Source organism: Thalassococcus sp. S3 (assembly GCF_004216475.1).
Classification (GTDB): Bacteria; Pseudomonadota; Alphaproteobacteria; order Rhodobacterales; family Rhodobacteraceae.
In genome coordinates, this window is record NZ_CP022303.1 from 2,942,641 (window position 1) to 2,967,413 (window position 24,773).

The 24,773-nt window shown below is 61.4% G+C and carries 25 protein-coding genes and 1 tRNA gene; 9 read left to right on the forward strand and 17 right to left on the reverse strand.

Going from position 1 to position 24,773, the window contains the following annotated elements; all coding sequences use genetic code 11:
* Positions 1 to 53 precede the first annotated feature (53 nt).
* Positions 54 to 1,088, reverse strand: a complete 1,035-nt coding sequence (locus CFI11_RS14555) for an RluA family pseudouridine synthase (RefSeq protein ID WP_130407170.1) — start codon at positions 1,086 to 1,088, stop codon at positions 54 to 56.
* On the opposite strand from CFI11_RS14555, the gene CFI11_RS14560 reads away from it, so the two are divergent.
* Positions 1,087 to 1,389 (forward strand): DUF6476 family protein, encoded by a 303-nt coding sequence (locus CFI11_RS14560; RefSeq protein WP_130407172.1) that lies wholly within the window; start codon positions 1,087 to 1,089, stop codon positions 1,387 to 1,389. The genes CFI11_RS14555 and CFI11_RS14560 overlap by 2 nt on opposite strands.
* A 6-nt stretch (positions 1,390 to 1,395) precedes the next feature.
* Here CFI11_RS14560 and CFI11_RS14565 read toward each other — a convergent pair.
* A tRNA-His gene (locus CFI11_RS14565) sits at positions 1,396 to 1,472 on the reverse strand.
* A gap of 44 nt (positions 1,473 to 1,516) precedes the next feature.
* Positions 1,517 to 1,999, reverse strand: coding sequence for a GNAT family N-acetyltransferase (locus tag CFI11_RS14570; protein WP_130407174.1), 483 nt, complete (start codon positions 1,997 to 1,999; stop codon positions 1,517 to 1,519).
* A 79-nt stretch (positions 2,000 to 2,078) separates the two neighbouring features.
* Here CFI11_RS14570 and CFI11_RS14575 point away from each other — a divergent pair, with 79 nt between their 5' ends.
* Complete coding sequence (locus CFI11_RS14575; protein WP_130407176.1) at positions 2,079 to 2,267, forward strand: DUF6324 family protein; 189 nt, start codon at positions 2,079 to 2,081, stop codon at positions 2,265 to 2,267.
* Here CFI11_RS14575 and CFI11_RS14580 read toward each other — a convergent pair.
* Positions 2,257 to 2,721, reverse strand: a complete 465-nt coding sequence (locus tag CFI11_RS14580; protein WP_254448924.1) for an MmcB family DNA repair protein — start codon at positions 2,719 to 2,721, stop codon at positions 2,257 to 2,259. The two genes, CFI11_RS14575 and CFI11_RS14580, sit on opposite strands and share 11 nt — an antisense overlap.
* Before the next feature lie 98 nt (positions 2,722 to 2,819).
* Between CFI11_RS14580 and CFI11_RS14585 the strand changes: the two genes are divergently transcribed.
* From CFI11_RS14585 to CFI11_RS14600, 4 genes are all read left to right on the forward strand, one after another.
* The gene (locus CFI11_RS14585) at positions 2,820 to 4,118 is read left to right on the forward strand and encodes a hypothetical protein (protein ID WP_130407178.1); all 1,299 of its coding nucleotides are present in this window, start codon (positions 2,820 to 2,822) and stop codon (positions 4,116 to 4,118) included.
* Positions 4,115 to 4,840: a hypothetical protein gene (locus tag CFI11_RS14590; protein WP_130407180.1), complete on the forward strand. Its 726-nt coding sequence runs from the start codon at positions 4,115 to 4,117 to the stop codon at positions 4,838 to 4,840. Before CFI11_RS14585 ends, CFI11_RS14590 begins: the two co-directional genes overlap by 4 nt.
* 195 nt (positions 4,841 to 5,035) lie before the next feature.
* Positions 5,036 to 5,356, forward strand: coding sequence for a metalloregulator ArsR/SmtB family transcription factor (locus CFI11_RS14595; protein WP_130407182.1), 321 nt, complete (start codon positions 5,036 to 5,038; stop codon positions 5,354 to 5,356).
* Positions 5,353 to 5,781 (forward strand): SRPBCC domain-containing protein, encoded by a 429-nt coding sequence (locus tag CFI11_RS14600; RefSeq protein WP_130407184.1) that lies wholly within the window; start codon positions 5,353 to 5,355, stop codon positions 5,779 to 5,781. Before CFI11_RS14595 ends, CFI11_RS14600 begins: the two co-directional genes overlap by 4 nt.
* Before the next feature lie 199 nt (positions 5,782 to 5,980).
* Here CFI11_RS14600 and CFI11_RS14605 read toward each other — a convergent pair whose 3' ends face one another.
* From CFI11_RS14605 to CFI11_RS14635, 7 genes are all read right to left on the reverse strand, one after another.
* Positions 5,981 to 6,301 carry a hypothetical protein gene (locus CFI11_RS14605; protein WP_130407186.1) on the reverse strand — a complete coding sequence of 107 codons (321 nt, stop codon included), beginning with the start codon at positions 6,299 to 6,301 and terminating at the stop codon, positions 5,981 to 5,983.
* Positions 6,302 to 6,466: 165 nt separating this feature from the next.
* Entirely contained in the window at positions 6,467 to 7,204 is a 738-nt protein-coding gene (locus CFI11_RS14610; protein ID WP_130407188.1) for an amino acid ABC transporter ATP-binding protein, read from the reverse strand.
* A gap of 57 nt (positions 7,205 to 7,261) precedes the next feature.
* Positions 7,262 to 9,181 carry a propionyl-CoA synthetase gene (locus CFI11_RS14615; protein ID WP_130407190.1) on the reverse strand — a complete coding sequence of 640 codons (1,920 nt, stop codon included), beginning with the start codon at positions 9,179 to 9,181 and terminating at the stop codon, positions 7,262 to 7,264.
* Between the two features lie 3 nt (positions 9,182 to 9,184).
* A complete protein-coding gene (locus tag CFI11_RS14620; RefSeq protein WP_130407192.1) occupies positions 9,185 to 9,928 on the reverse strand; it encodes an SDR family NAD(P)-dependent oxidoreductase in 744 nt (247 codons plus the stop codon).
* The gene (locus tag CFI11_RS14625; RefSeq protein ID WP_130407194.1) at positions 9,921 to 11,585 is read right to left on the reverse strand and encodes a hydantoinase B/oxoprolinase family protein; all 1,665 of its coding nucleotides are present in this window, start codon (positions 11,583 to 11,585) and stop codon (positions 9,921 to 9,923) included. Before CFI11_RS14625 ends, CFI11_RS14620 begins: the two co-directional genes overlap by 8 nt.
* The gene (locus CFI11_RS14630) at positions 11,582 to 13,660 is read right to left on the reverse strand and encodes a hydantoinase/oxoprolinase family protein (protein ID WP_130407196.1); all 2,079 of its coding nucleotides are present in this window, start codon (positions 13,658 to 13,660) and stop codon (positions 11,582 to 11,584) included. The genes CFI11_RS14625 and CFI11_RS14630 overlap by 4 nt, the downstream gene beginning before the upstream one ends.
* A gap of 6 nt (positions 13,661 to 13,666) precedes the next feature.
* Complete coding sequence (locus CFI11_RS14635; protein WP_130407198.1) at positions 13,667 to 14,941, reverse strand: FAD-binding oxidoreductase; 1,275 nt, start codon at positions 14,939 to 14,941, stop codon at positions 13,667 to 13,669.
* 122 nt (positions 14,942 to 15,063) lie between these two features.
* On the opposite strand from CFI11_RS14635, the gene CFI11_RS14640 reads away from it, so the two are divergent.
* A complete protein-coding gene (locus CFI11_RS14640) occupies positions 15,064 to 15,468 on the forward strand; it encodes a rhodanese-like domain-containing protein (RefSeq protein WP_130407200.1) in 405 nt (134 codons plus the stop codon).
* 96 nt (positions 15,469 to 15,564) lie between these two features.
* Here the strand turns inward: CFI11_RS14640 and CFI11_RS14645 are convergent, their stop codons facing one another.
* Together CFI11_RS14645 and CFI11_RS14650 are read right to left on the reverse strand one after the other, a co-directional pair.
* Positions 15,565 to 16,335: an IclR family transcriptional regulator gene (locus CFI11_RS14645; protein ID WP_130407202.1), complete on the reverse strand. Its 771-nt coding sequence runs from the start codon at positions 16,333 to 16,335 to the stop codon at positions 15,565 to 15,567.
* Positions 16,328 to 18,679 (reverse strand): molybdopterin-dependent oxidoreductase, encoded by a 2,352-nt coding sequence (locus tag CFI11_RS14650; RefSeq protein WP_130407204.1) that lies wholly within the window; start codon positions 18,677 to 18,679, stop codon positions 16,328 to 16,330. The genes CFI11_RS14645 and CFI11_RS14650 overlap by 8 nt, the downstream gene beginning before the upstream one ends.
* Positions 18,680 to 18,778: 99 nt before the next feature.
* Between CFI11_RS14650 and metC the strand changes: the two genes are divergently transcribed.
* Positions 18,779 to 19,969, forward strand: coding sequence for a cystathionine beta-lyase (gene metC / locus CFI11_RS14655; RefSeq protein ID WP_130407206.1), 1,191 nt, complete (start codon positions 18,779 to 18,781; stop codon positions 19,967 to 19,969).
* Complete coding sequence (locus CFI11_RS14660) at positions 19,966 to 20,601, forward strand: VOC family protein (protein WP_130407208.1); 636 nt, start codon at positions 19,966 to 19,968, stop codon at positions 20,599 to 20,601. Before metC ends, CFI11_RS14660 begins: the two co-directional genes overlap by 4 nt.
* Before the next feature lie 7 nt (positions 20,602 to 20,608).
* On the opposite strand, the gene CFI11_RS14665 is transcribed toward CFI11_RS14660, so the two are convergent.
* The 4 genes from CFI11_RS14665 to CFI11_RS14680 form a co-directional block, all read right to left on the reverse strand.
* Positions 20,609 to 21,688 (reverse strand): amino acid ABC transporter permease, encoded by a 1,080-nt coding sequence (locus CFI11_RS14665; protein ID WP_130407210.1) that lies wholly within the window; start codon positions 21,686 to 21,688, stop codon positions 20,609 to 20,611.
* A gap of 1 nt (position 21,689) precedes the next feature.
* Positions 21,690 to 22,823, reverse strand: coding sequence for an ABC transporter permease subunit (locus tag CFI11_RS14670; RefSeq protein WP_165390270.1), 1,134 nt, complete (start codon positions 22,821 to 22,823; stop codon positions 21,690 to 21,692).
* 66 nt (positions 22,824 to 22,889) lie between these two features.
* The gene (locus tag CFI11_RS14675; protein WP_217358700.1) at positions 22,890 to 23,918 is read right to left on the reverse strand and encodes an amino acid ABC transporter substrate-binding protein; all 1,029 of its coding nucleotides are present in this window, start codon (positions 23,916 to 23,918) and stop codon (positions 22,890 to 22,892) included.
* Between the two features lie 370 nt (positions 23,919 to 24,288).
* A complete protein-coding gene (locus CFI11_RS14680) occupies positions 24,289 to 24,765 on the reverse strand; it encodes a type VI secretion system tube protein Hcp (RefSeq protein WP_130407216.1) in 477 nt (158 codons plus the stop codon).
* Between the last annotated feature and the right edge of the window lie 8 nt (positions 24,766 to 24,773).

Here is a 24,773-nt window from a genome sequence, read left to right on the forward strand (position 1 = left end):
GGACGTCCGTCCTGTAGAAGATTTGCGACACTGCGCTCACGCGCATGTGCTGTTCATGACAGTTTTTGCCGAAGAACCGTGCAAAGATCAGCCATATCTTGCGACATATCGGATTCAAACCGCAACATTTCGCTTTTTGAAGGGTGTTCGAACCCCAAAACAGCCGCATGGAGCGCTTGCCGGGGGAATTCGCGCACGGCCGCTCTTGCGGGTTCAGAAAGGGCACGCGCAGCCAGCGACCGACGTCCGCCATAAACGGGATCCCCGACCAATCCATGCCCGACATGCGCCATGTGAACCCGAATCTGATGGGTCCGACCGGTTTCAAGCCAGCAGGTCACGCGCGCGATCACCGACGGTGTGCCGAACCGCTCGACGGTGCGCACGCGGGTTACGGCGTGACGCCCGCCTTCGAAGAGAACGGCCTGACGCTGCCGGTCGGTTTTGTGCCGGGCCAACTGCGTGGTGATGCGAAGGACGTTTCCGGGTTCGAAATGCGTGCCCCGGATCCCCCGCAGGCGCGGATCGTTTGCGTCGGGCACCCCGTAAACCAACGCCTCGTAGGCGCGCTCGACGCTGTGTTTGGCGAATTGCGCGGCGAGCCCGTGATGTGCTGCATCGGACTTGGCCACCACGAGCAGACCGCTGGTGTCCTTGTCGATCCGGTGAACGATGCCGGGGCGCTTTACACCGCCAACGCCAGAAAGATCGTCGCCGAAGTGATGCAGCAGCGCGTTGACCAACGTGCCTGAGGGTGAGCCAGGCGCGGGGTGCACGACCATTCCTGCCGGCTTGTTCACCACGATCAGGTCGTCATCCTCGTACCGGATGTCGAGCGGGATGGGTTCCGGCGCGATGTGGCTGTCTTCGGACGCCTCTATCGTGACCGACACCGCGGCCCCCTCGGTCACGCGGGCCTTTGGATCCCGGATGACCGCGCCGTCCACTGTCACCGCACCGGCCTCGATCAACCGGGCCAGACGCGTGCGCGACAGCGCCGCCTCGTCTGGCACATCACGCGAAAGCGCCTTATCAAGGCGCGGCGGCGGATCGGCCGCGATGGTGAATGTAACGCGGGTCTCGCCCATGACTGATCCTTCCGACACCCCGCCCGAACCGGCCAACCTGCGCTTTCTGCGCCTTCTGGTGACGGTCCTGACGGCGGTGATGATTGCGGGGCTTGTAATTGTCATCACCCTGCTTGTCACCCGCTTCCCGAAGGTGCAGGCGCCTCTGCCCGACACGATCACGCTGCCTGACGGCACGACACCGACCGCGTTTACCCGCGGGGCTGGATGGTATGCAGTGGTGACCGATGACAATCGCATCCTGATCTTCAGCCAAAGCTCGGGCGCGTTGCGCCAAACCATTGAAATCGAAGCGGATTGAGTTGGATGGTACCGCCTCCCTGGCTTGAACAGGGGACCTCTGGATCCACAATCCAGCGCTCTAACCAACTGAGCTAAGGCGGCACTGCACGGCGATGTAGCCAACAGCTATCGTGAATGCAAGCGGATTAAAGGTCAATCCGCCAGCTTTGTTCCACGAGATCGCAGCCAAAGGAATGCACGGGTTTGGAGGAGACCAACTCCCATCCCGTGGCGCGGTAGAGCGCACAGGCGGCCTCGTGGCTCTCATGGGTCCAGAGCTGCATGTCGCGGTAGCCGGTATCGCGCGCGAACTCCATGCAGGTGGCCAAGAGCCGTTTGCCCAGCCCCTTGCCCCGCGCCTCCGGCATCAGTAGAAAGAGGCGGAGTTTCGCGGTGGTCTCGCTCAGCGCCACGCAAGAGATGCTGCCCAGCCTTTGCCCATGCCCTTCGGCGATCCAGCCACGCTCCCGCATGGGATCGTGGTCAGCGTTGAACTCGGCAAGGATCGAGGCCACAAGGGGGCCGAACGTGTCGTCAAACCCCTCGTCGCGGGCGTAATAGAGCCCGTGTTGGTCAACCAGCCAATCGGTATCGGCGGCGGTGAAGGGGCGGATCTGGACGTCGTTCATACGCACATCAAGACGCAGCGCGTCTTGCTTTTCAAGCCTCTGCACGCTAGCACGCAGGCCTTGTCAGAGGAGCGGCGCCATGGGCATCAACAGCGAAAGCGATATCGAGGCCAACTTGCAGATCGGCCCCACCGACAAGGGCATGGTACGCATCTATGTCGAGGCGCGGGGCGTTGAAATCCCAATGGATTTCGATCCTGAGGAAGCAGAGGAAATCGCCGAGGAAATCCGCGCCGCCGCCAAGGCCGCGCAAGCGCTCAGAACGTAAGGCAACCCGGGTCGCGCAGGCTTTGCAGTCGCCGCGCGGCGTGGGTGGCGAATTTCTGGATCACGGCTTTGCGGCGCGCGGGCGCCAGCTTGTCTTCGGGCGCCATGCGGATGATCTCGGCATCGTAGGCGTCCGCGATCATCAGTCCGGTGCCCTCGGGCAACAGATCGGTCGGAAAATCCTGATCAACCGCCCAGAAATAGCGGTCGCACCATTCCAGATAGCCCTGCCATTTCCCGTCTGACTGATAGTCGGCGCGCGAAGATTTGCATTCGATCACCCAGATCTCGCCCTTCGGGCCCAGCCCCATCACATCCACGCGCAGACCCCGCGCCGGGCAGAATTCTTCGACCGATGCATAGGCATGGCTGGCCAGGTGTCGCGCGACGCCCCGCGCAAGCACTTGGCCCGGCATCATCTCGGTCAGGTTCTGGATCGGCCGCATGTCGGTCATACACAAAGGTATGAACATTACGTGAACAAAATCAAGCCTGCTTTGTCTGACTGCCGCAAGCCCCTAGATTAACCCCTGTTCTTTTCGAGGAAGCGCTCATGTCCGATCACGAACTCACCCAAGCCGAGGCCCGCGGCGTGCGCTACGCGCGCGAGCTTGAGGACCATCTGGGTTGGCTCGACACCTTCTCGGGCACGGCCCTTGGCGTGCTGGCGGTGGCGTCTGGCATCTACACCTATCTGGGTGTGTCGTCGCTGCTGGATGAGAACGGCGCGATGTCGATCTTCGCGGCCATCGCCTATTCGGTCGCCGTCTCGGTTGGTATCTTCGTTTTCTGGTCCTACATGTTGCGTCTTTTTCCCGCCGTGCGCACGGCGGGCGCGCGGATCGGGCTGCTGGCGACAATGGGCCTTGGCTCCCTCGCCATCGTGGCGATGTCAAGCTGGCTGAACGCAGCGGCCTTGGCCGGGTCAGCGGCAGTGGAGCAACACCTGGCCGAGACGGTGCAAAGCTATCAGGACGCGCTGGAGGAGACCCACGAGGTCGCGCTGACCGCACAAGGGCTGGAGCGGGACGTGGCCCGCGTGCGTCAAAGCTTCGAGGATCTCAGCGAATTAGAGGCGACGGGCAACCTCTCTGGCCTCGCCGGGCGCGGCGCGGTGTTTCGTGTGCTACGCCAGAAATCGGCGGAACTGGCCGCCCTTGAGGCGCAGATCGCCAGCCAGACCCCGTTGGTCGATGCAGCCTTTGACGAGGGCAACATGATCCTCAGCCGGATGCGCGCGCTGACCGTCGAACCGGGCGCGGTGGCGGCGCGTTCTGTTGAGTTTTCCGAACAAGCGGTCCGACTGGCAGGCCTCATCTCGCAGATGCGTCAGCTCTCTGTCGCACCTCTGGTGGAGCGCGCGGCGCAGGATCTCGCCGCCTCTGTCGTGCTGCCGGAACTCGATGGCCGGACAGAGGAGACGCGCGGCGATCAGGCGGCCACGATCACCTCGGTGCTGGAAGTGCTCGCCCAGCGGGCCGAGACCCTGGAGACCGCCGCGCAGGCCGTGCAGGCGCTGCAGACCCCGCCGGACGTGACCTACACCCCGATTTCCAGCGCTGACGCGGTGATCCTTTATGCCGGCAATTTCGTCCCCTCCTGGGCCGGGGCCATTGCAATTGATCTCTTGCCCGCCGTGCTGGTCTTCATCCTCGCCATCACGCGGGCTGCGATCCGGCAAGGACGCGAAGGGTCTGCTGTCGAGGACACAATGACGCTTGCCGAGTTGCGCGCGGCCCTGTCAGCCATCCGTGATGTGGAGGTGGCCATGCAGGCCATGCCGGAAGCGGACGACAAAGCACCGAAGAAACCACCGGCGGAGGTGAAACAGCTTCCGGGCAAAGGCGCATGACCGGCCCCGTCGTCGGGCGCGTCCTCCGCGGCGTGCTGATCTTTCAGCTTTTCATCGGTGCCTTTCTGGTTCTGGGCGATGTGCAGGGCGGGCTGCGCATGCCCAGCTTTGGCCCCTCCGCACCTGCGCTGACCGAACCGGTGCGTCCGGGCGATCAGCGGCGCGATTTCAACCCCGGGCGCACCGGCCCCGGCCCGTCCGGCCCCCTGCCCGACCGTCTGACACTGACAGCTGTGGATGGCGGCGTGTATCGTCTGGAAGGCGCCATCGACGCCGGCGACGCCGCGCGCATCATCTCGCAATTGGAGCAGGCCACGCCAGCAGTCGAGACGCTGCTCCTGCAATCGCCGGGAGGGTCGGTGACCGATGCGCTCGATCTGGGGCGCCATGTGCGGGAGGCCGGCATCAACACCGCCCTGCGCGGGCAGGATGTGTGTTATTCCGCCTGTCCCTACCTGCTGGCCGCCGGGGTGGAGCGGGAGATAGACGAGACCGCCTCCGTCGGCGTGCACCAGCACTATTTCGGGGAAAGCAGCCTGCTGCCCGCCTTTGTGGCGGTCGAAGATATTCAGCGCGGACAGGGTGAGGTGATGGTCTATCTCGATGCGATGGGGATCGACCCGCTGGTGATGCAACACGCGCTGACGACACCGCCGGATGAGATTTACGTGCTGCTGCCAGAGCAGTTGCAGGACTACGGATTTGTGACGGCGGATCAATAGGTCGCACTTATCGTTCGCAGCGTTCGCCTGACAGCCAGACCGGATCGGCGCTGAACTCGGTTTTTGGCGGGCTTCCAAAATCGAAACTTTCAATGAAAATCCACGCTTTAAGATAATCTCACGCGCGACGCTTGACATGATACCAAACGGTTTCTTATCTAATATGATACCAAATAGTATCACAAAGGAACCGTCATGCCCCCGGCCCTGCAACCGGCCTTTCGCGCCCTGGCTGACCCCACCCGGCGCGAGATCCTCGTCATGCTCGGGCGCTCTGACATGACAATTGGAGAGGTCTCGGCCCGCTTCCAGATGACCCGGGCCGCGGTGAAAAAGCATCTCACCGTGCTGGAAGAAGGCGACCTGATCTCGGTCCGCAGTGCGGGCCGCGAGCGGATCAACAGCCTGAACCCGAACGCCCTGCGCCCTGTTACGACCTGGCTGAGTTACTTCGATCAGTTCTGGGACGACAAACTGGCCAATCTCAAAGAGACCATCGAAGGAGACCCCACATGACCGACACCATTGCCCGTTCCGATACGACCATCCGAAAATCCGTATTCCTGAAAGCCGACAAGGCGACGGTCTGGGCGCATCTGACCGATGCCAAGAAACTGGGAGACTGGTTCCACCCCGCCGACAAGGACATGGTGGAAGGCGCACCGTTTCGTCTCACCTCGCAAAATGACGGCGAGCGGATGTGCTGGGGCATGGTCGAGAAGATGGAGCCCACGGATTACATGCGATGGGCCTTCACCGTCGGTCCGCTCAACGGGATCATGACGACAGTCGAATGGAGGCTGGAGGAGGCTCCGGGCGGAACGCGGCTCACGCTCACCCATTCCGGCCTGCCCGAGGATGCCGAGGGTTATTCCCTCGTCTTCAACATGGACAAGGGATGGCACGGCTTTCTGGGTAATCTGCACAACCTGGCGGTCTGAGACTTGCCGCCCCACCCGTCACGGCTTAGGTAAGGCGGTGGCGGGTTCTGCCCTTCTCGTGCAAGGTTGCATTCCGGTGGCCTTAAGCAAATCCGAGGGAGCTGGCTCTGTCCGGGCCCTGGTCCGGTTACCTGGCGCCCACCTGTATATACAGGTCCTCGGGAATCAGAACCACACGGTTGCCTGGTGGTCCCGCCGCTTACTTCCTGCGAAAGCGTGAGATGCGTTTGTCGTCGTCCACGCGCACGGGAATGGCAACGTGATCGCGGAGACCTGGGCCGCGCGGCGTCTCATCCTCTTCACGGCCAAGTTGCATGATGGCGTAGCCGAATTGGACGCCTGCAAAGACGATACCGTTCATGAACCAAAGCAGAAAGACCGCCATCAGACCGGCATCGTTATGCGTCACGAGATACCAGAGGTTCATCACGTTGAAATACAAAAGACCGGCGACGAAAACCGCAGCGATCCCAAAACCAATGGCAACTTGACGAATGTAAAGCTTGATCAGATCCGGCATGACATTTCCCCTGTGGCGCACAACAAACAGTAAGTGTTGCGTTCGCGATGTCCAGCCCGTTGCGACAATTGAGGCCGGTTTCGGCCAAAACTCCGGTCTTGTTGCGAAGCGATGCATCACGAGGGTATCGCAGCGTCGCCCCGCCGGTTGGTCATGTGCGCTGCATCAGTGGCTTAGCACCTGATCGAGAAACGCACGTGTGCGCGCGCTTTTGGGAGTGGTGAAGAAGGCTTCGGGTTCATCCTCCTCGATGATCTCGCCTGCATCCATGAAGATCACGCGATCGGCAACCTTGCGGGCAAAGCCCATCTCATGCGTGACGCAGATCATGGTCATCCCCTCTTGTGCCAAAGTGACCATCACATCAAGCACCTCGCCGATCATCTCCGGATCAAGCGCCGAGGTCGGCTCATCGAAAAGGAGGATCTCGGGCTTCATGCAAAGCGCCCGGGCAATCGCAACGCGCTGTTGCTGGCCCCCCGAAAGTTGGCCGGGATACTTTTGCGCCTGATTTGCAATCTGAACCTTTTCCAGAAAACCCATCGCCGTTGTTTCGGCTTCGGCCTGCGGCACCTTCCGCGACAGCATTGGCGCCAGGGTGCAATTCTCAAGGATCGTCATGTGCGGGAAAAGGTTGAAGTGCTGGAACACCATTCCGACTTCGCGCCTCAGATCGTCGATGTTCGGCGCGTCGGCGGCGATCTCGTCCCCGTTGATGCGGATGGCGCCGGACTGATGCTCCTCCAGCTGATTGATCGTCCGGATCATCGTTGATTTGCCCGAGCCTGACGGGCCGCAAACCACCACCTTCTCGCCTTTGCCGACGGTCAGATCAATGTCCTTGAGGGCGTGAAAGTTGCCGTAAAACTTATTGACCTTCTGCATTTGCACCGCGGGTGTCATGGGTCGGTTCTCCTGTTGGGGCGGGACTTTGGTCTGCTTTTTCAGTGTCGGTTCCGGTCAGGCTGTCGGTTCCTCGGCCAGCAGCCCACGGGCCAGAAGCGCGGCGCTGATTTCCTCCAGAATGACCGGGTCGTCGATTGCGGCTGGCATCTTGAACGCGGCGCGATCCGCGATCTTCTGCATCGTCCCGCGCAGAACCTTGCCCGAGCGTGTTTTCGGCAATCGTGCGACCGCGACAGCCGTCTTGAAGGCCGCGACCGCTCCGATCTTCTGTCGTACGAGAGCCACAAGCTCCCGTTCGATCTCGGCCTCGGGTCGGTCGACACCGGCATTGGTGACAAAAAAGCCAAGCGGCAGTTGGCCTTTGAGGGGATCGGCGCGTCCGACAACGGCGCATTCCGCCACATCGGGGTGACTTGCGATCACCTCCTCCATCGCGCCGGTCGACAGGCGGTGGCCAGCCACGTTGATGATGTCATCGGTGCGGGCCATGATGAAGACGTATCCATCGGCGTCGATAATGCCGGCATCCGAGGTGGCATAGTAGCCCGGAAACTCTTCGAGGTAAGCCGAACGGAAGCGCGCTTCGGCCTGCCAGAGCGTTGGCGTACCCGAAGGTGGCAAGGGCAGTTTGATCACGATGTTGCCCAGCGTGCCCGCGGGAACGGGATGGCCTGCGTCATCCAGCACCTGAATGTCATAGCCCGGCATCGGCACGCCCGGCGAGCCGTGTTTGACGGGGAGTGCCCCCAGTCCGACGGGGTTGCCCGACATGGCCCAGCCCGTCTCGGTCTGCCACCAATGGTCGATGACCGGACGGTTGAGATGCGTCTCGGCCCAGGCCACGGTCGCTGGATCAGACCGCTCACCCGCCAGAAAGAGCGTGCGAAACCCGCTGAGATCATAGTTTCCGATCAAGCGGCCCTCAGGGTCTTCCTTTTTGATCGCCCGGAAGGCTGTCGGCGCGGTGAAAAGCGCCGTAACGCGATGTTCGCTGATCACCCGCCAGAACGCGCCGGCATCCGGTGTGCCGACGGGTTTGCCTTCGTAAAGCACGGTGGCACAGCCATGCAGCAGCGGGCCGTAACAGATATAGGAATGCCCCACGACCCAGCCGACATCCGAGGCCGCCCAGAAGACCTCTCCAGGCGAAAGACCGTAATGGTGCGACATGCTCCATTTCAGGGCAACCATATGGCCGCCATTGTCCCGCACCACCCCTTTGGGCTGACCGGTCGTGCCCGAAGTGTAAAGAATATAAAGGGGGTCTGTCGCTGCCACCGGCACGCACCCGGCACGCCGTCCGGCCTCCCGCGCTTCAGAAACACGATACGCATAATCGTGATCACGACCCGAGACGAGATCGCACCGCAGCGCCTCTCTCTGAAGGATCAGGCAGGCATCGGGCTTGGCCGCGGCAATCTCTATGGCCTCATCCAGCAGAGGCTTGTAAGGCACGATCCTGTTCGTCTCGATCCCGCAAGAGGCCGAGATGATCGCCTTTGGCGCGGCATCGTCAATCCGGGTGGCCAGCTCGTTGGCCGCAAACCCGCCAAAGACAACCGAATGAATGGCACCCAGTCTTGCGCAAGCCAGCATGGCAAAGACAGCTTCCGGCACCATCGGCATGTAAATGATCACCCGGTCGCCCTTGCCCACGCCAAGATCGCCTAGAACCGAGGCAAGCGCGCTCACCTCGTCGAGCAAATCCGCGAATGTGAACCGTTGTACAATTCCGGTAACTGGGCTGTCGTGAACAAGCGCCAGCCGCGCGCCGTGACCGGCCTCCACATGCCGGTCGACGCAATTCCAGCAGGTATTGCACAAGGCCCCCTCGAACCAGCGGCCATAGACGCCACTGCCCGGATCAAAGGCCTTCTGGGCGGGACGGATCCAATCAATCTCGGTCGCGACTTCGGCCCAAAAGGCTTCCGGATCGGCCTTCCATCTGGCATATGTCTCGGCGTAGCGGCTCATCGGTCAGACGACGTAGTTCAGGCCAAGACGGCCACCATCGACGTAAATCGTCTCTCCCGTGACATAGCTGGCCTTGCGCGAGCAGAGAAATGCAACGACATCCCCGATCTCACGCGCGGTGCCCATGCGCTGTAGAGGCGTGCGTGACATGGCCATTTTCATGGCGTCGGGGTTCGCATTGACGCCCGCCATCATCTCGGTGTCGATGGAGCCTGGCCCGACGGCATTGACCCTGATGTTGTGGGGCGCAAGGGCAAGTGCCGCAACCTTAGTCAATTGCATGACCCCGCCTTTCGAGGCGCAATAGGCCGGGATTGCCGGAATGGCGACCTGCGCGTTGATGGACGACATGTTCACGATGGCCCCTTCGATCCCGGCCTCGACCATCATGTTCGCAGCCCGCTGCGTGGCCAGGAACACGCCGCGCAGGTTGACATCGAGAACCCGCGCGAACGCGTCGAGATCGTAGCTGAGAAAGTCACCCGGCATCGCGATGCCTGCGTTGTTCACCAGCGCGGCAACGGGGCCGTGATCCGCAGCGATCCGGTCAAAGAGCGTGCCGATCGCGGCCACATCGCCCATGTCGCAGACATAACCGGCGCCGCCCAGTTCCTTGGCGGCGTCGTGAACGCTCTCTTTGACGTCGGCCAGAACCACAAAGTATCCATCATCGGCCAGGGCCTGCCCGCAGGCCAGGCCGATCCCCTGGGCGCCGCCCGTGACAAGCGCGATAGGTGTGTCAGTCATCAATCTCTCCTTGATCGTTCAGGCCGTAATCCGTTTTGGCCTGCTCCGACGTAATGAAACCGGCCTCAAGGTCCGCGGCAACCCTGTCGCGCGCCCGTTCCTTGGGATCGCCGAAACCGCCCCCTCCGGGCAGGCTCAGCCGTAGCCGCTGGCCCGGTGCGATCCGTTGGCGGCCCTTGCTGCGCAAGGGTGTGCCATCTGTCAGCTCGACCGCGCCCGCAGCCCCCGCCGCCCCGCCATCGCGTCCGCGCGCGGGATGTTCGACACGGTCGAACATGGCGTTGAACCAGAATTCATAACCGTCGCGGGCCTCGATCTCGATCACCTGCCCCAAGCCGCCCCGCAAGGCGCCCGCACCACCGGAACCTTCGCGCAGGTCCTTGCGCCAGACCGTGATCGGGCCGACATGTTCGGTCGCCTCAACACTCATCGTCGAGACGCCGGAGGGAAAGGCCGTCGCGCTCAGCCCGTCGACCAGGGGCCGCGCGCCGGTCCCGCCGGAGTTGAACATCAGAACCTCGCGATTGGGTAATCCGCTTTCCGGATCCAGCGGGCGCGCGGAAATCTGGATGTTCCAAAGTGCGGACGCGCCTTCAGCCGGAACCACACCCGGCAGCGCCTTGTGCAACGCGCCCAGGACCACATCCGGCACAAGATGCCCCAGCACGTGACGAACAGAAACGGGTGCCGGGCGCTTCGCCGCCAGAATGCACCCCTCCGGTGCAGTAATCTCGAACGGGTCGAGCGACCCCGTGTTGTTGGGCACGTCAGGCGCAATGGCGCATTTCAGGCCGTAACAGGCATAGGCCCGGGTATAGACTTCGGGGACATTCACACCAAAGGCGCTCATGCCGCTGGTGCCCTCGAAATCGGCGACCAGCCTGTCTGCGTCGATGCGAAGCGAGACCGCCATGTGCACCGGCTTGTCGTAGCCGTCGACCTGCATGGTGTGGGCATATGTGCCATCCGGAACTTTGGCGATGGCCGCGTGCGTCGCCTTGCGGGACGTTTCGATGATGAAGTCCGACAGATCCTGAAGATCGTTGATGCCGAACTCTTCCATCATGCTTTGCAACCGCCGCTCGCCAGCCTCGTTGCAAGCCGCCAGCGAATAGATGTCACCCACGGTCTGGTCCGGCGTCCTCACGTTGGCCCGGATCAGCTGAACCAGAAGCGCCTGCACCTGACCCCGCTCCGCAAACTTGGTGATCGGGATCAGCAGCCCTTCCTCGTAGACCTCGTTTCCATCGGGGCCGAACCCGCGCCCGCCGATATCGACGACATGGGCCGTGCAAGCGAAATAACCGATATGAATATCGTTGCGAAAGACGGGCGTGACGACCGTGATGTCGTGTAGATGTCCGGTCCCGAGCCAGGGATCATTGGTGATGAAGACATCGCCCGGATAAGTGTTCTGCGGCGTAATTTCAGCCGCGAAATGCGTCACGCTTTCGGCCATGGCATTCACGTGACCCGGCGTTCCGGTCACCGCCTGGGCCATCATCCGCCCCTGACGATCAAACAGACCCGCTGAAAGATCACCGGCCTCCCGCACCGAAGTGGAAAACGCGGTGCGGATAAGGGTCGTCGCCTGTTCCTCCACCACGGCGATCAAGCGGTTCCACATGATCTGGTGGTCGATGGTTGTAGGGTTCATGCCCGCTCTCCTTTTCGGATCAAGAGAAGGCTGCCGTCGGATTGTCCCACCGCCCGATAGGCCGATGTCACGATGGTCGATGTCTCAGCCTCTACGATCACCGCGGGCCCTTCGACCGACGCGCCTGCAATCATGTCGCTGCGCAGGATCTCCTGCGCTTGCACGGTGGCGCGCAGGGCGGCGTCAAAGAACTCCCGCGTCTTGGCAACCGGTGCATGGGATTGTCCGCCAAGACGGGCAACCTGTGTTGCTTCGGGCAGCACGGTCGCCACGACAAGCGACCAGTTTGTGATCTCGGCCTCCAGACCGTCTATCGTCCGACCAAAAAGCGTCCGGTAAGCCTTCTCGAAAGCTGTTTCGATCATCGCGATATCGTCTTCACACAAGGCGCGATAGGGCAACGACACCGGGATCTCCCATCCCTGCCCTGCATATCTCATGAATGCGGTAAGCCGGATGGTGGTCTCAGCCCCATCCGCACCCGCCGCGACAAAGGCCCGGGCTTCCTCTTCAAGTTCCGTCAGCGCGGCGTTGACCGCTGCCGCGTCAAAGGCCTTGAGGCGCTGGAAAAACCCGCGCGTCGCCTCGTAACTGACCGGCGCCTTCAGAAAGCCGATGGCCGAGCCCACACCGGCGCCCGGCGGCACCAGCAGCGCTTCGATCCCCAGCTTCTCGCACAGGCGGCAGGCATGAAGCGGGGCGCCGCCACCGAATGCAATCATCGTGAAATGTTCGATTTCACGCCCGTTTTCCACCGTATGAACCCGGGCCGCGTTCGCCATGTTCTCGTCGACCATTTCGGTCACGCCAAAAGCCGCGTCCGGTTCGGAAAACCCGGCCAGCCGTTCCGTCATGGCGCCCTTCGACTGCTGAACCGAAAGCGGGATCGCCCCGCCCGCAAAATTGTTCGGATCCAGACGCCCCAGCAGCAGGTTCGCGTCGGTCACCGTCGGCTCCGTTCCCCCGCGCTGATAGCAGGCGGGTCCGGGTTCGGACGCGGCAGAGCGGGGTCCAACCTGGATACGGCCCATCGCGTCGATGGATGCAATCGAACCGCCGCCGGCGCCGATTTCGACCATTTCCACCACCGGCGTCGACACGGTCATGCCCGAGCCTTTCTTGAACCGATAGGTACGCGCAACCTCGAACGTGCTCGCGGTCTTGGGCGCGCCGTCCTCAATCAGGCAGATCTTTGCCGTCGTTCCGCCCATATCGAAGCTGAGCACCTTATCAAGGTCATGCGCGCGCGCGTAGTCAGCGGCAAAGATTGCGCCCCCCGCAGGTCCCGATTCCAGCAGGCGCACCGGTTGTTCCGCCGCCGTCTGAACTGAAATCAATCCGCCGCCCGAATGCAGCATGAAAACCGACGCCTCGATCCCGGTTTCCCGCAACCGCGCGACGAGCCGCCCGAGATAATCGGCGACTTGAGGCTGAACGTAAGCATTCGCGATCACCGTGTTAAAGCGCGGGAGTTCCCGCATTTGCGGTGAGATGACGGAGGACAGGGAGATCGACAGATCCGGCAAGGCCGCGCGCAGAGCCTCTGCCATGCGCACCTCATGATTGTCGTTGGCATAGGCATGCATGAACCCGATCGCCACCGCCTGATATCCGCCGGCCCGGATCGAAGCGACAAGACGTTCCACCTCGGCCCCGTCCAGGGGAAGAAGCACCTCGCCGTCCGGGCCAATCCTCTCTCGCGCCGTCAGGCGGTGCTGCCGCGCGACCAGCGGTTCGGGCAGCGCGAGGTTCAGGTCATATTGTTCGAACCGGTTCTCAGACCGCATTTCGATCACGTCGCGAAAGCCTTCGGTGGTGATAAAGGCAGTGTGCGCACCCCGCCTCTCGATCAGAGCATTCGTGACCAATGTGGTGCCATGGATCACCTGGCCGATCTCGCCCAGCGCCACGCCCGAGCGATCCGCGGCCTGCAGGATGCCATCGAGAATGGCCTGTTCCGGCTGGCCGTATGTGGTCAGCACCTTGGCGGTCGCAAGTCCGCCGGGATGCATTAGGGCAACGTCGGTAAATGTGCCGCCGATATCAACGCCGACACGGATGGGAGGAGTGGTCATGGGGAACTACAGGCTCTTGAGGATCTGATTTGCGGTAAAGGCGGTCTGGTAGAACCACGACGCCACCGGGGCGCTGGCGACAGTCTTGGGATCCGTGATCGGCAGGGGCAAGTCCTTGGGATCCATACCTGTCAGCAAATCCGCCATTGCCTGCCCAAAGATCGTCCCCGTGGTAATTCCGCGACCGTTGTAACCGATTGCCGTATAAATCCCACGATCCAGCAGATGAACGCGCGGCAGATGATCGGGCGTCATCGCAATCTGCCCGTGCCAGGCATCCTCAAACTCCACCGGGCCTAGCGACGGGAAAATCCGCGCGATCTGCTTGCGCGCCCAGCGATGCGACAGGCCGCGATCCACGTCACCGACAATCTTGCCCATGGATCCGATCACCAGCCGGTCATAGGCGTCGCGGCGCAGGCTGAACATGATCTGGCCCGTGTCCCACAGCCCCTGTCGGTCAGGCAGGATATGCGCGGCATCCGGCCCCAGCGGTTTGGTGGCCAGTTGGAAATAATTGATCATCGTGAAGTTCTGCTTCAGATCCGGCCACAAATCATCCGTGTAGGCATTGGTGCCCAAAACGACATTGCGGGCCTTGAGCTGACCCTGATCCGTCTCGACAATCCACAGATCGCCGTCCCTGACCAGCCCTGTGACGCGCACGTTGGTGCTGATCTTCGCCCCCGCGCCCAGCGCCGCCCTTGCCAGCCCCCGGCAATAGGCCATCGGGTTAACCGTTCCGGCCCGGCGATCGACGAGGCCGCCGAAAAAAACGTCGGATCCGATCAGATCGGCCACCTCCGAGCGATCAAGAAGATCCACGGGCTCACCCAGGCGCTGCCACTCGGCATGTCGGTCCTGCAGATCCTTGAACCCGCTGGGCGCATGTGCGGCATGGATCGTGCCGGTCCGGGTCGCCTCGCAGCGGATCTGATGCTGTTCGATCAGCGAAAAGACGTATTCAGGGGCCCGTCCGAACCGTTCGACAAAACGCGGCCCATAGGTCTGCCCCAGCTTCTCACGCACCTTCGCGGGCGGAAGCCATGCGGCTGCATTCACAAGACCGACATTCCGGCCCGATCCGCCATATCCGATCTGATGCGCTTCCAAGACATGCGCACCAAGACTCTTTTGGGCGCAATGCAGGGCGGTCGAAAGACCCGTAAACCCCCCGCCGACAATCGCGACATCAACCACCCCGTCAGAGGAGAAAGGCGCCGCATAGTCCTGTTCCTGCGCCGAACTGTCCCAAAGCGAAATCGGATTTTCAATGGTCATCGTATGGCGCGTCCGGTTCGGTTATCACTGCGTCTATGTTGGGAATGTTGCTACAGCCCCCTTGTTGTGTCAACATATGAAAAACATGTTCCAAATGTCAGCACAAAGGATCCTATGCACCGATGGCAGAACTCAAAACGACCGCGGCCGAGATGGTTGCCGCCGCGCGCGCCCGAATCGAGGAAGTCGAAACTAAAGACCTGATCGCGATGCATGACGATCCCGATGTTGTCGTCGTCGACATAAGAGACGTCCGGGAAAGACAGCGGAGCGGTTTCATTCCCGGTAGCTTTCACGCCCCTCGTGGCATGATAGAGTTCTGGGTCGATCCTGACAGCCCCTATTACAAGGACGTCTTTGGCCAGGAGGGCAAGAAATACGTCTTTCACTGCGCCTCAGGCTGGCGCTCGGCCCTGACGGTGGCCACGCTGCAGGACATGGGCTTTGACGCGGCCCATCTGAAAGAAGGGTTTTCGACCTGGGAGAAGCAGGGCGGCCCCGTTGATTTCCCAGATCAGAAGGACTGAGCTTCGCGCAGCTGACGCCGGCAGCGCATCGAATGCCCGATCAGACTGCTTCCGGACCACCAATGACGACGCGCATCGGGTCACCCAACGCGCCGCTCAGCTCCGCGCCAATTTCGACGAAACGCTTTCGGCTGCCTCCTGGACGAGGCCGCCGATCCACGAGGCACCGTTCTCCGGCAGGTTGATATCGGGCAAGGATGCCCCGATGGCACCAATCGCTTCCCCGTTGGGCAAAAGGACCGCAGCGCCGAAACTCAGGATCCTGTCGCGAAATTCGCCGGTATCGAACGCGTAGCCGCGTGCTTGCGTCTCGGCCATGTCGGCATCCAGCGCCTTGAGCGTCGTGAGGGTTCGGTTGGTATGTCGCGTCAGCTTGCCTGCGACCTTGTCTCGCAATGTCTCGTAGTTCGCCGCGAGAATGGATTTGCCGGTCCCAACGCAATGGATCGGGGCCATGCCACCCACAGGGTTCCAGGACCGGATCGGCTTTTGGCTCTCGATCTTGTCGATGTAGATGACGTTCAGGCCCTCCAGCACGGCCAGATAGATCGTCTCGCCCGTCTTTTGCGCGAGAAAGCTCATCTCGGGACCCGCCAATGCCCTCAGGTTCAGCGTCTCGACCGACGCGCGCCCGACCTGCCAGGTTTTCAGTGTCGCCGAATATGTCTTGTCGTCCCCGTGTTTGACATAGCCCAGCGTCGTGAGGGTCTGGAGCAGACGAAACGTGTTGGATTTGGTCAGCCCAAGCTCCTTGGACAGCTCCGTGACCCCTTTGCCGCGTTGTGCAGCCGCCAGGTTTTCGAGGATCGCAAGACCTTTGGACAAGGTCGAATCGACCTTCGGAGGCTTGGCAATGGCGTCAGTCATGATGTCTCTGCTCGGTTGGCTGGCAGTCCAGGCTATCAGAGCTGGCCTGGTTGCGAAAGGCGGGCGGATCATGCGCCTGCACCGGAGGGGCCGTACCGTCCCAGCGGCGGAGGTGGATGCGCGCGGAATGTGCCGCGGGGCTTTGCGACAGGCTCGACGTGCGCAGATCATGTGTCAGAACGTTGGGATTGCCGTGCCGGTCCAGATGGTCCGGCAGCTCGAAGTCGGGATCATACCATGCGCCCGTCCACAAAAAGGCACAGCCCTGCCGGATCTCATCCGTGACACGCGCGCCGGCCAGACAGCGACCGCGGGCGTTGAAAAGCTCAACCACGTCTCCGTCCCGAATACCGCGCGCCTGCGCATCCTCGGGGTGCAGCAAGACCGGCTCCCGGCCTGCGATCTTGTGCGACAGGCTATAGGCTCCGTTATCAAGCTGGCTGTGCAACCGTGTCTTTGGCTGTCCGGACAGAAGATAAAGATCCCCCTCCCCCGCAGCATCCCGAGGCGCCATCCATGTGGCATGGCCCTTGCAGTCCGGCAAATCGAACCCAGCGATGGTTTCCGAGAATAACTCAATACGCCCGCTTGGGGTCGGAAGCGGATTGCGCAGCGGGTCTGCGCGATATGCCTGCAGGAAGACCTGGTCCGGTGACGGGTCAGTCAGATGCACAACATCACCGTCCAGAAAGCTGTCGAAGTCGGGCAGATCGAGATGGGCCGCCCGGGCGGCCGCCTGTGTCTGGGACCAGATATCGCGGATCCAGTCTTCGGAGGACTTGCCCTCGGTGAAGGCACCCAACGATCCCAGACGCGCGGCCAAATCCGAATAGATGTCGTATTCAATTCGGGCCTCGCCCGGCGGTTGGGCCAGCACGGGCATGGGAACGAGGGCGTTGTCGGATTTGCCGCCCCCGATATCCATTCGTTCCTCGGCGGCGGCCACCGGCAAGACGATGTCCGCGTGCCGCGCGGTCGCCGTCCAGTTCACCTCGTTCACGATGATGGTTTCCGGTCTCTGAAAGGCCTGTCTGAGACGGTTGAGATCCTGATGATGATGAAACGGATTGCCGCCCGCCCACCAGACCATCCGAATATCTGGAAAGCGGAATGTGCTTCCGTTATACGCATAAGCTTCGCCCGGACGCAGCAGCAAGTCCGAGATCATCGCGACGGGGATGACCGTCTCCACGGGGTTTGTCCCCTGCGGAAGAGACCCCCAGCGAAAGGGGCGTTCGACATTGCCGATATTGGCGTTCACACCGTACCCGATCGTGTAACCGCCACCGGGCAAACCGATCTGACCCAGCATCGCGGCAAGCGTCACCGTCATCCAGAGCGGTTGCTCTCCCCAATCGGCGCGCTGCACGCCGGCGGCGGTTGAAATCATCGTGCGCCCGGCGGCCATCTCGCGGGCCAGTTGCCGCAGACGACTTGCTTCCAGCCCGGATTGGGCCGCGGCCCATTCGGGTGTTTTCGGGAGGCCGTCGCTTTCCCCCCGCAGATAAGAGGCGACCTTGTCGAACCCAACAGTGTATTTGTCCAGAAAACCCCTGTCACAGAGCCCTTCGGTCAGAAGCACATAAGCCAGGCCCATCATGATGGCCGTATCCGAGCCTGGACGCGGCGGCAGCCATTCGGCCTGCAACGACGCCTCCGCATCCGACCTCAGCGGACTAATATTGACGAAGCGTACACCGGCCTTCGCGCAGGCCTGCAGATTGTCCGACATGCGATGCCGGGCAACGCCCCCGTCGCTGACCTGGGTGTTGCGTTTGGCTATCCCGCCGAACATGACCACCAGATCGGTATGTTCCGCGATCACCGACCACCGCGTCGCCTGGGCCACATGGCTCCGGAAGGGACCCACGATATGGGGCATCAGCACCAGGGCGGCATTATAGCTGTAATTGCCTTCCGACCTGACAAAGCCGCCCTGTGTGTTCAGAAAGCGTTTCAACTGGCCCTGCGCATGGTGAAACCGCCCCGCGCTCGACCACCCGTATGAACCAGAAAAGAGGCTTTCATTGCCATGGGTTTCTCGCACGCGCCGCATCTCGGCTGCGACCAGATCCAGCGCGTCGTCCCAGCTCACTTCGACGAAGGGATCCCGCCCGCGTTCGCCCGCCCGCGCCGTGGGCCCGTGATCCAGCCAAGCCGCGCGGACCGCCGGGCGCAACACCCGGGCCCGCCCGCCCAGACTGCCGGCAATGTTGTCATTGATCCGGGACGGGGACGGATCGTCCGGATGTGGCGCGACCGAGACGATGCGCCCATCTGCAACCTGGGCCACGCCGACGCCCCAGTGATTGGCGGTTAAGGCCTGCTTTTGATGTTCCGTCATCCGATTATTGTGCCGCTATACAATACATATATCCCGAATATTGACACGCCTTTGCCGGACTGTCATCCTCACATTTGATATCCATACGCAGGTCCCGGCGTGCCGCAAGATCCACTTAATATTGCTGACCATCTGGTTCAGGCCGGCCGACCCGAACGGGCGGAAGGTCGTCATGTCAACATGCCGATCGAGCTTGGCTCGACGATGGTATTCGACACATTGGCCGCATTCGAAGCCGCGCGCGACGCGCGATATGACAGCGGTACAGTTTATTACGGCAGATATGGGAACCATGCCTCCTTCCAGCTAGAGGCGATGCTGGCCCGGCTGGAAAAAGCCGATGGTGTCACGCTGACGTCATCCGGTGTGGCCGCGATTTCCCTCACGCTGCTTGCCCTGACCCGTCCGGGCAGTCACCTTCTGGTCGCCGACCATGTCTATGGCAATACGCGGGGATTTTGCGACACGGTGCTCGCCTCGCAGGGCGTCGATATCGAATACTTTGATCCGATGATCGGGGGCGGCATCACGGATCTGATCCGTCCAGACACAGCGGCCATCATGTTCGAAGCCCCAGGATCCGGCACGTTCGAGATACCCGACATCCCGGCCATCACGACCGTAGCACGCGCGAAAAAGGTGCCGACCGTGTTCGACAACACATGGGCCACACCGCTCTTCTGTCAGCCGCTTTTGATGAATGTGGATGTCTCGGTCGCTTCGGGGTCGAAATACATCTGCGGGCATTCCGACTGTATGCTGGGGATCATCGCAGCCAGTGGCCCGCTGGGCGAAAAAATCCGCAGAATGGTGATGGCCATCGGCGACAAGCCGGGCGCGCAAGAGGTGTTTCTGGCCTTGAGGGGTCTGCGGACACTTCGGATGCGCATGGCATATGTGGACGCCGCCGGACGGGACATGGCCAACTGGCTCGCAAAGCAGCCCCAGGTGAAACGCATGCTGCACCCGGCCCATGCCGACTGCCCCGGGCACGCGCTGTGGCAACGTGATTTCTCGGGCGCCGCAGGGCTTTTTGGGGTGGTGTTCCACCCCTGCAGCGATGCCCAGATCCGCAGCTTCGTCGAGACCCTGCATCATTTCGGGATCGGCGTGAGTTGGGGCGGATATGAAAGTCTTGTCCTGCCGGTGACACCGACCCGGACCGCAACACCCTGGGTGGAAGACGGCCAACTGGTCCGCTTCAACATCGGCTTTGAGGATCCCGAGACGTTGAAGGCGGATCTTGCCGCCGCCCTGCCCCACCTGAACAGCGCACCGGAGCGAACATGAAAAACAAGATCGACCACTTTGCCGTGGGCGCAACCTCTCTGGAAGAAGGGGTGGCTGCCCTGCAAACCGCTCTTGGCGTCGAGGTGCCGCGCGGCGGCAAGCATGACGCAATGAGCACGCACAATTGTGTCATGCAGGCGGGCAATGAAAGCTTTTTTGAACTCATCGCGATCGATCCGGAGGCTGGCGATCCGGGGCGAACGCGCTGGTTCACGCTGGACGATCCGGCCACGCAAAGCCGGCTCTCAGAACGGCCCCGTGCCCTGTGTTGGGTGGTGAACACCGATGATCTGGATGCGGTGATGTCGGCCAGCCCGGTTGATCTGGGTGAGGTTGTGACATTCACGCGGGGCACACGGTCGTGGCGTTTGACCGTGCCAAAGGATGGCAGCCTGCCGGAAGGCGGGTTGCTTCCGGCCTTTATCGAATGGTCCCCCGGTCCGCATCCCAGCACGGGCCAGCAGGATCTTGGCGTGAGGCTCATGGCGATCCGCCTCAGTCATCCCGACCCAGACTGTCTGAAGGGCATGCTGCGGCGTCTTCAGGTCGATCAACTTGCCGAGGTGAGCGAGGGGGATCCGGCGCTTTCTTTTGTGCTGGAGACACCGGACGGACCTGTTGTGATCGACTAAGTCCTCTTCAGCGTTCCGATACGGTCATTCGGCTTTTGAGATATTCGCCATACTGGCCCAGCGAGAAGATGAAGATCCAGTAGATCGCGCCGACGAAAGCGTAGACTTCAAGATAGTAAGGCGCCCATTGTCCGGTCCCGAAGGCGGCATTGGCCGACGCCAATATGTCGAAGAAGCCGATGATGATGACGATCGCCGTCTCTTTGAACGTGACCACCACCATGTTGATCGTCGATGGCAAGGCGTGTCGGAACACCTGCGGCAGCACGATGCGAAAGAGGATGTGCCAATAGCTGAGACCAAGCGCCTTGCCAGCCTCGAACTGACCTTTCGGGATGGCTTGAAAACCGCCCCGAAAGACCTCGGCCTGATAACAGGCGAAAAAGAGCGCGAAGGCGATGATGACCCGCCAGATCTTGTCCCCCTGCAACCAGTCCGGCAGCAGGATCGGAATGACCACCGCGGCTGTGAACAGGGTCGTCAGCAGCGGCAGCGAGCGGATGAAATCGATCAGCAATGTCGCAAAGAGACGGACCACCGGCATGTCCGAGCGTCGCATCAGCGCCAGCCCCAGACCCATCGGCATGCCCAAAAGCACGACGGATGCGAAGAGAAACAGCGTCAGTGACAGCCCGCCCCATTGGTCGGTCGTGACCTGTTGGAGACCGAGCAGGCTGCCTTCCATCAGCAGGTAATATGCCGCGAAGCCCCCGATCCACAGCGTCGTCAACCGCTTGGCCGTCCATGTCCAAGGGACGCATGATGCGATCACGGTGCCGATGATCGCCAGACAGGCCAGGGTCGAACGCCAGTGTTCGTCATAGGGATAAAGACCGAACAGGATCAGCCGGTGCCGCGCATCGATCACCGACCAGCACGCACCCTCCTTGCTGCATTGATCGGCATTCTCGGCACTCCAGACCGCGTTGAACACCGCCCAGTCCGCGAACAGCCAGATCAGGTAGGCCAGAAATCCGAAGACAACCACCGATATCGCGCTGTCCTTTGGATTGCCAAACGCGCGTTTTTGCAGGCGCGTCAGGATCCGCGCGCCGCGACCCGGGGCTGCATGTGCGACAGTCGCCATATCAATGCGCCTTCAGTTGAAGCCGCGCATTCAGCCAATTGACGAATTGCGCAAGCGTGAAGTTGATCAGCAGGAACGCCCCCATCAGGATCGCGATCAACTCCAAAGTCTGACCGGACTGGGTGATCGAGGTGGAAACGATATAGAAGAGATCTGAAAACCCGATGGCCACACCAATGGTCGTGGCCTTCATGATAAAGATCCACTGGTTTCCCAAAGGTGGAATGATCGTGCGCAAGGCCATCGGCAGTTTGATCCGCGACCAGATCGAAGCGGGGCTAAGACCCAGCGCCTGGCCCGCCTCCACCAGTCCTTTCGGCACCTCCTTGAGCCCGCCCCGCACAACCTCCGCGATGTAAGCGGATCCATAAAGGACGATGGACACGATCATGGCCACCAATTCGATGGAAACGGTCAGCCCTCCGACAAAACGCAAACCCCGCAGCTCGGGAACCGAAAAGATCGTCTCATCCGCAGGCACCAGGGTGATGGCGCTTGCAATCGCGAGGGCCAGAACCCCGGCGATCCAAAGTGCCAGCGCCCGCATCAAAGAGGTCTTGCGCCAGACCAAAAAGGCCGCAAGCGCAAGGCTCGTAAGCAGAAGGATCGCGGCGGCCCCCAGCGACAGGTTGAGCGTCGGCAACATCAATCCCCGGTTCGACAGAAAGGCCGCCTCTCCCAAAGAGTAAGCCTGACGCGGGCCTGGCATATGGATCATGATCGCGTACCAAAAGACCGCCTGCAGGATCAGGGGAATGTTACGAAAGATCTGAACAAACACGTTGGCCGCCGATGCCAGCGCGAGATTTCGCATGTCGCGGGCCGTGCCGACGATAAAACCCAGAATTGTGGCCAGGATGATGGACACGCCCCCGACAAACAGGGTGTTCAGAAACCCGATTGTCAGTGTCCGCGCATAGCTGTCATCGATGTTCCGTTCCAGCAGAGAAAACGAGTAACTCCATCCGGTGGAGCGGTCGAGAAAGCCAAATCCGCTTGTGATGCCCAGCGCAGAGAGATTTGTCTGCGCGCTGCTGACCGCCGACCAAACGATCGCGATGGTTCCAACGAGAATGACAGCTTGAATGGCGTATTGACGGCGCTTGGCCCGCGCCTTGAGTTCTGCCGGGGACATCATACGCCTCCGTCCGGGGAAAGGGCCATTCCAGATGGTGGAATGGCCCGGTTGACGATACGTGGATCAGTCGAGGATCGGGGCGTAGAGAACGCCGCCGTGGCTCCAAAGGTTGTTCAGGCCGCGATCCAGCTTGTAAGGGCTGCCTTCACCGAGGTTGCGATCGTAGATCTCACCGAAGTTACCGACTGCCGCGATCATCTCTTTCGCCCAGGTATCCCGCAGTCCCAGCCGTTCGCCCATGCCCGGATCGACCCCCAGCAAACGGGCAACGCGGGGGTTTGGCGGCGTTGCCGCCATCTCCTCGACATTGGCCATGGTCACGCCTTCTTCCTCAGCGATCAGAAGGGCGGAGAGCATCCAGTTCACCACGTCAACGAACTCTTCATCGCCCTGACGCATGGCTGCGGAAATGGGTTCAGAGGACAATTGATCATCGAGGATCACATGCGCGTCGGGATTGTCGATTTCGGTTGCCCGCAAAACGGCGAGGTTCGGCCCCCACCCCGCGAAGGCATCACACCGGTTGGCCAGATAGGCCGCGCGCAGTTCCGATGCCTTTTCATAGGACACGATCGTATGATCGACATCGATGGTTTTCATATAATTCGCCGCGATGCGCTCAATCGTGGTGCCGGCTTCCACGCAAATCGTTCCCCCTTCGAGATCCTTGGCCTCAGAGATACCAAGATCGCCATGCGCCATGAACTGGGTGCCTCCGAAGAAATACGGCAACGAGAACTGGAGCCCAAGCTCCGTATCGCGGCCCATCGTCCAGCCTGTCGCCTTGATGATGATATCGACATCACCCGATTGCAGGGCGGGGAAACGCTGGGCCCAGCTCAGCGGGACGATCTGCACCTTGTTCGGATCGCCCAGAATAGCGGTTGTGAGCGCGCGGCAGATATCAATGTCGAGGCCCTTCCACTCGTTTCTGTCGTTCACTTCGACAAATCCGAAATAGCTGCCGTTGTGACCGGAACACAGCATCGTGCCCCGATCTTCGATTTGCTTCACCGTGGCGCTTTCCGCCGCGGCCCATGTCGGAGCGCAGACCACCGCCGCGATCGCCCCCAGTTTGGCGAAATGGTTCATCATTAACCTCCATGTAGTTGTACCGTATATCAGCACATTTGTTCTGTTATTGAGAATGTCGAGTCAAAAGACACCTGTCAACAGGTTTGAGATCCGCCCCGTCCCGAGACCGGTGCAAAGCTGTTTGACTGTGCAGAGAAAGGGCATCTTGCGCCGCTCTGGCATTCAACTCCGGGGCGCGGGCATGCGGATCAAGGGCCTTGCCGCCGGAACCCTGCCCGCCTTGGCTGCGGACGGGCGCCCGCCCGCATGATCATATGTCCGGGCAGTCCAGGTGAGGGCCAGCCGGGTCGTCACTTGCGGAGCGTTCGCACAAAAAAGGCCCCGGCAGGTTTCCCTGCCGGAGCCCGTAATACGTATTGGCGCCAGATTAGGCCGCGAGCGTCGTCTTGAGGTCGTAGGACGCGATCATCGGCGACATCGGGCTGTGGTTCTCATCATGCGGGATGTACTTCACTTCCATCTTGGTGAAGTTCAGCCGGATGGTTTCCATCGGACGGTCACCTGCCGTGCTGACGCTGTATTCGGCAATCAGCGTGTTCGTCAGTTTGTATTCCACGTACATGATGCCCGGGCTACCGGTGGTCACAAGGTGGATCACGGTGTTCTTGCCCAGCCGGCCAGTGCAGGCTTCGGCGAACAGTTTCGTGGACGAACTGTCGGTCACTTTGGTGAGAACAAGCTCGCTGACGGTCGGCTCGGACGCTTCACGGTTCGCCGTGGAGCCCGCCTGAGTATTCATATTGCGCGACACATTCCAGTGAAGCGATTCGATGTCCATCCAGTTCTTATGCTCTTCTTGAGTCGCATCGCCCGGAATTCCATCCAGCTGCATGTAGATCGGCATTCTTTATA

What these genes read in the sequence shown, in the direction of transcription:
- CFI11_RS14575 (WP_130407176.1), top strand. Translation starts at nt 2,079, where the DNA reads ATGGGCATCAACAGCGAAAGCGATATCGAGGCCAACTTGCAGATCGGC.
- CFI11_RS14665 (WP_130407210.1), bottom strand. Translation starts at nt 21,688, where the DNA reads ATGGCGACTGTCGCACATGCAGCCCCGGGTCGCGGCGCGCGGATCCTG.
- CFI11_RS14625 (WP_130407194.1), bottom strand. Translation starts at nt 11,585, where the DNA reads ATGAACCCTACAACCATCGACCACCAGATCATGTGGAACCGCTTGATC.
- CFI11_RS14585 (WP_130407178.1), top strand. Translation starts at nt 2,820, where the DNA reads ATGTCCGATCACGAACTCACCCAAGCCGAGGCCCGCGGCGTGCGCTAC.
- CFI11_RS14620 (WP_130407192.1), bottom strand. Translation starts at nt 9,928, where the DNA reads ATGACTGACACACCTATCGCGCTTGTCACGGGCGGCGCCCAGGGGATC.
- CFI11_RS14640 (WP_130407200.1), top strand. Translation starts at nt 15,064, where the DNA reads ATGGCAGAACTCAAAACGACCGCGGCCGAGATGGTTGCCGCCGCGCGC.
- CFI11_RS14600 (WP_130407184.1), top strand. Translation starts at nt 5,353, where the DNA reads ATGACCGACACCATTGCCCGTTCCGATACGACCATCCGAAAATCCGTA.
- CFI11_RS14580 (WP_254448924.1), bottom strand. Translation starts at nt 2,721, where the DNA reads ATGACCGACATGCGGCCGATCCAGAACCTGACCGAGATGATGCCGGGC.
- CFI11_RS14570 (WP_130407174.1), bottom strand. Translation starts at nt 1,999, where the DNA reads ATGAACGACGTCCAGATCCGCCCCTTCACCGCCGCCGATACCGATTGG.
- CFI11_RS14595 (WP_130407182.1), top strand. Translation starts at nt 5,036, where the DNA reads ATGCCCCCGGCCCTGCAACCGGCCTTTCGCGCCCTGGCTGACCCCACC.
- CFI11_RS14590 (WP_130407180.1), top strand. Translation starts at nt 4,115, where the DNA reads ATGACCGGCCCCGTCGTCGGGCGCGTCCTCCGCGGCGTGCTGATCTTT.
- CFI11_RS14675 (WP_217358700.1), bottom strand. Translation starts at nt 23,918, where the DNA reads ATGAACCATTTCGCCAAACTGGGGGCGATCGCGGCGGTGGTCTGCGCT.
- CFI11_RS14615 (WP_130407190.1), bottom strand. Translation starts at nt 9,181, where the DNA reads ATGAGCCGCTACGCCGAGACATATGCCAGATGGAAGGCCGATCCGGAA.
- CFI11_RS14605 (WP_130407186.1), bottom strand. Translation starts at nt 6,301, where the DNA reads ATGCCGGATCTGATCAAGCTTTACATTCGTCAAGTTGCCATTGGTTTT.
- CFI11_RS14610 (WP_130407188.1), bottom strand. Translation starts at nt 7,204, where the DNA reads ATGACACCCGCGGTGCAAATGCAGAAGGTCAATAAGTTTTACGGCAAC.
- CFI11_RS14555 (WP_130407170.1), bottom strand. Translation starts at nt 1,088, where the DNA reads ATGGGCGAGACCCGCGTTACATTCACCATCGCGGCCGATCCGCCGCCG.
- CFI11_RS14645 (WP_130407202.1), bottom strand. Translation starts at nt 16,335, where the DNA reads ATGACTGACGCCATTGCCAAGCCTCCGAAGGTCGATTCGACCTTGTCC.
- CFI11_RS14670 (WP_165390270.1), bottom strand. Translation starts at nt 22,823, where the DNA reads ATGTCCCCGGCAGAACTCAAGGCGCGGGCCAAGCGCCGTCAATACGCC.
- CFI11_RS14680 (WP_130407216.1), bottom strand. Translation starts at nt 24,765, where the DNA reads ATGCCGATCTACATGCAGCTGGATGGAATTCCGGGCGATGCGACTCAA.
- CFI11_RS14630 (WP_130407196.1), bottom strand. Translation starts at nt 13,660, where the DNA reads ATGACCACTCCTCCCATCCGTGTCGGCGTTGATATCGGCGGCACATTT.
- CFI11_RS14635 (WP_130407198.1), bottom strand. Translation starts at nt 14,941, where the DNA reads ATGACCATTGAAAATCCGATTTCGCTTTGGGACAGTTCGGCGCAGGAA.
- CFI11_RS14560 (WP_130407172.1), top strand. Translation starts at nt 1,087, where the DNA reads ATGACTGATCCTTCCGACACCCCGCCCGAACCGGCCAACCTGCGCTTT.
- CFI11_RS14650 (WP_130407204.1), bottom strand. Translation starts at nt 18,679, where the DNA reads ATGACGGAACATCAAAAGCAGGCCTTAACCGCCAATCACTGGGGCGTC.
- CFI11_RS14660 (WP_130407208.1), top strand. Translation starts at nt 19,966, where the DNA reads ATGAAAAACAAGATCGACCACTTTGCCGTGGGCGCAACCTCTCTGGAA.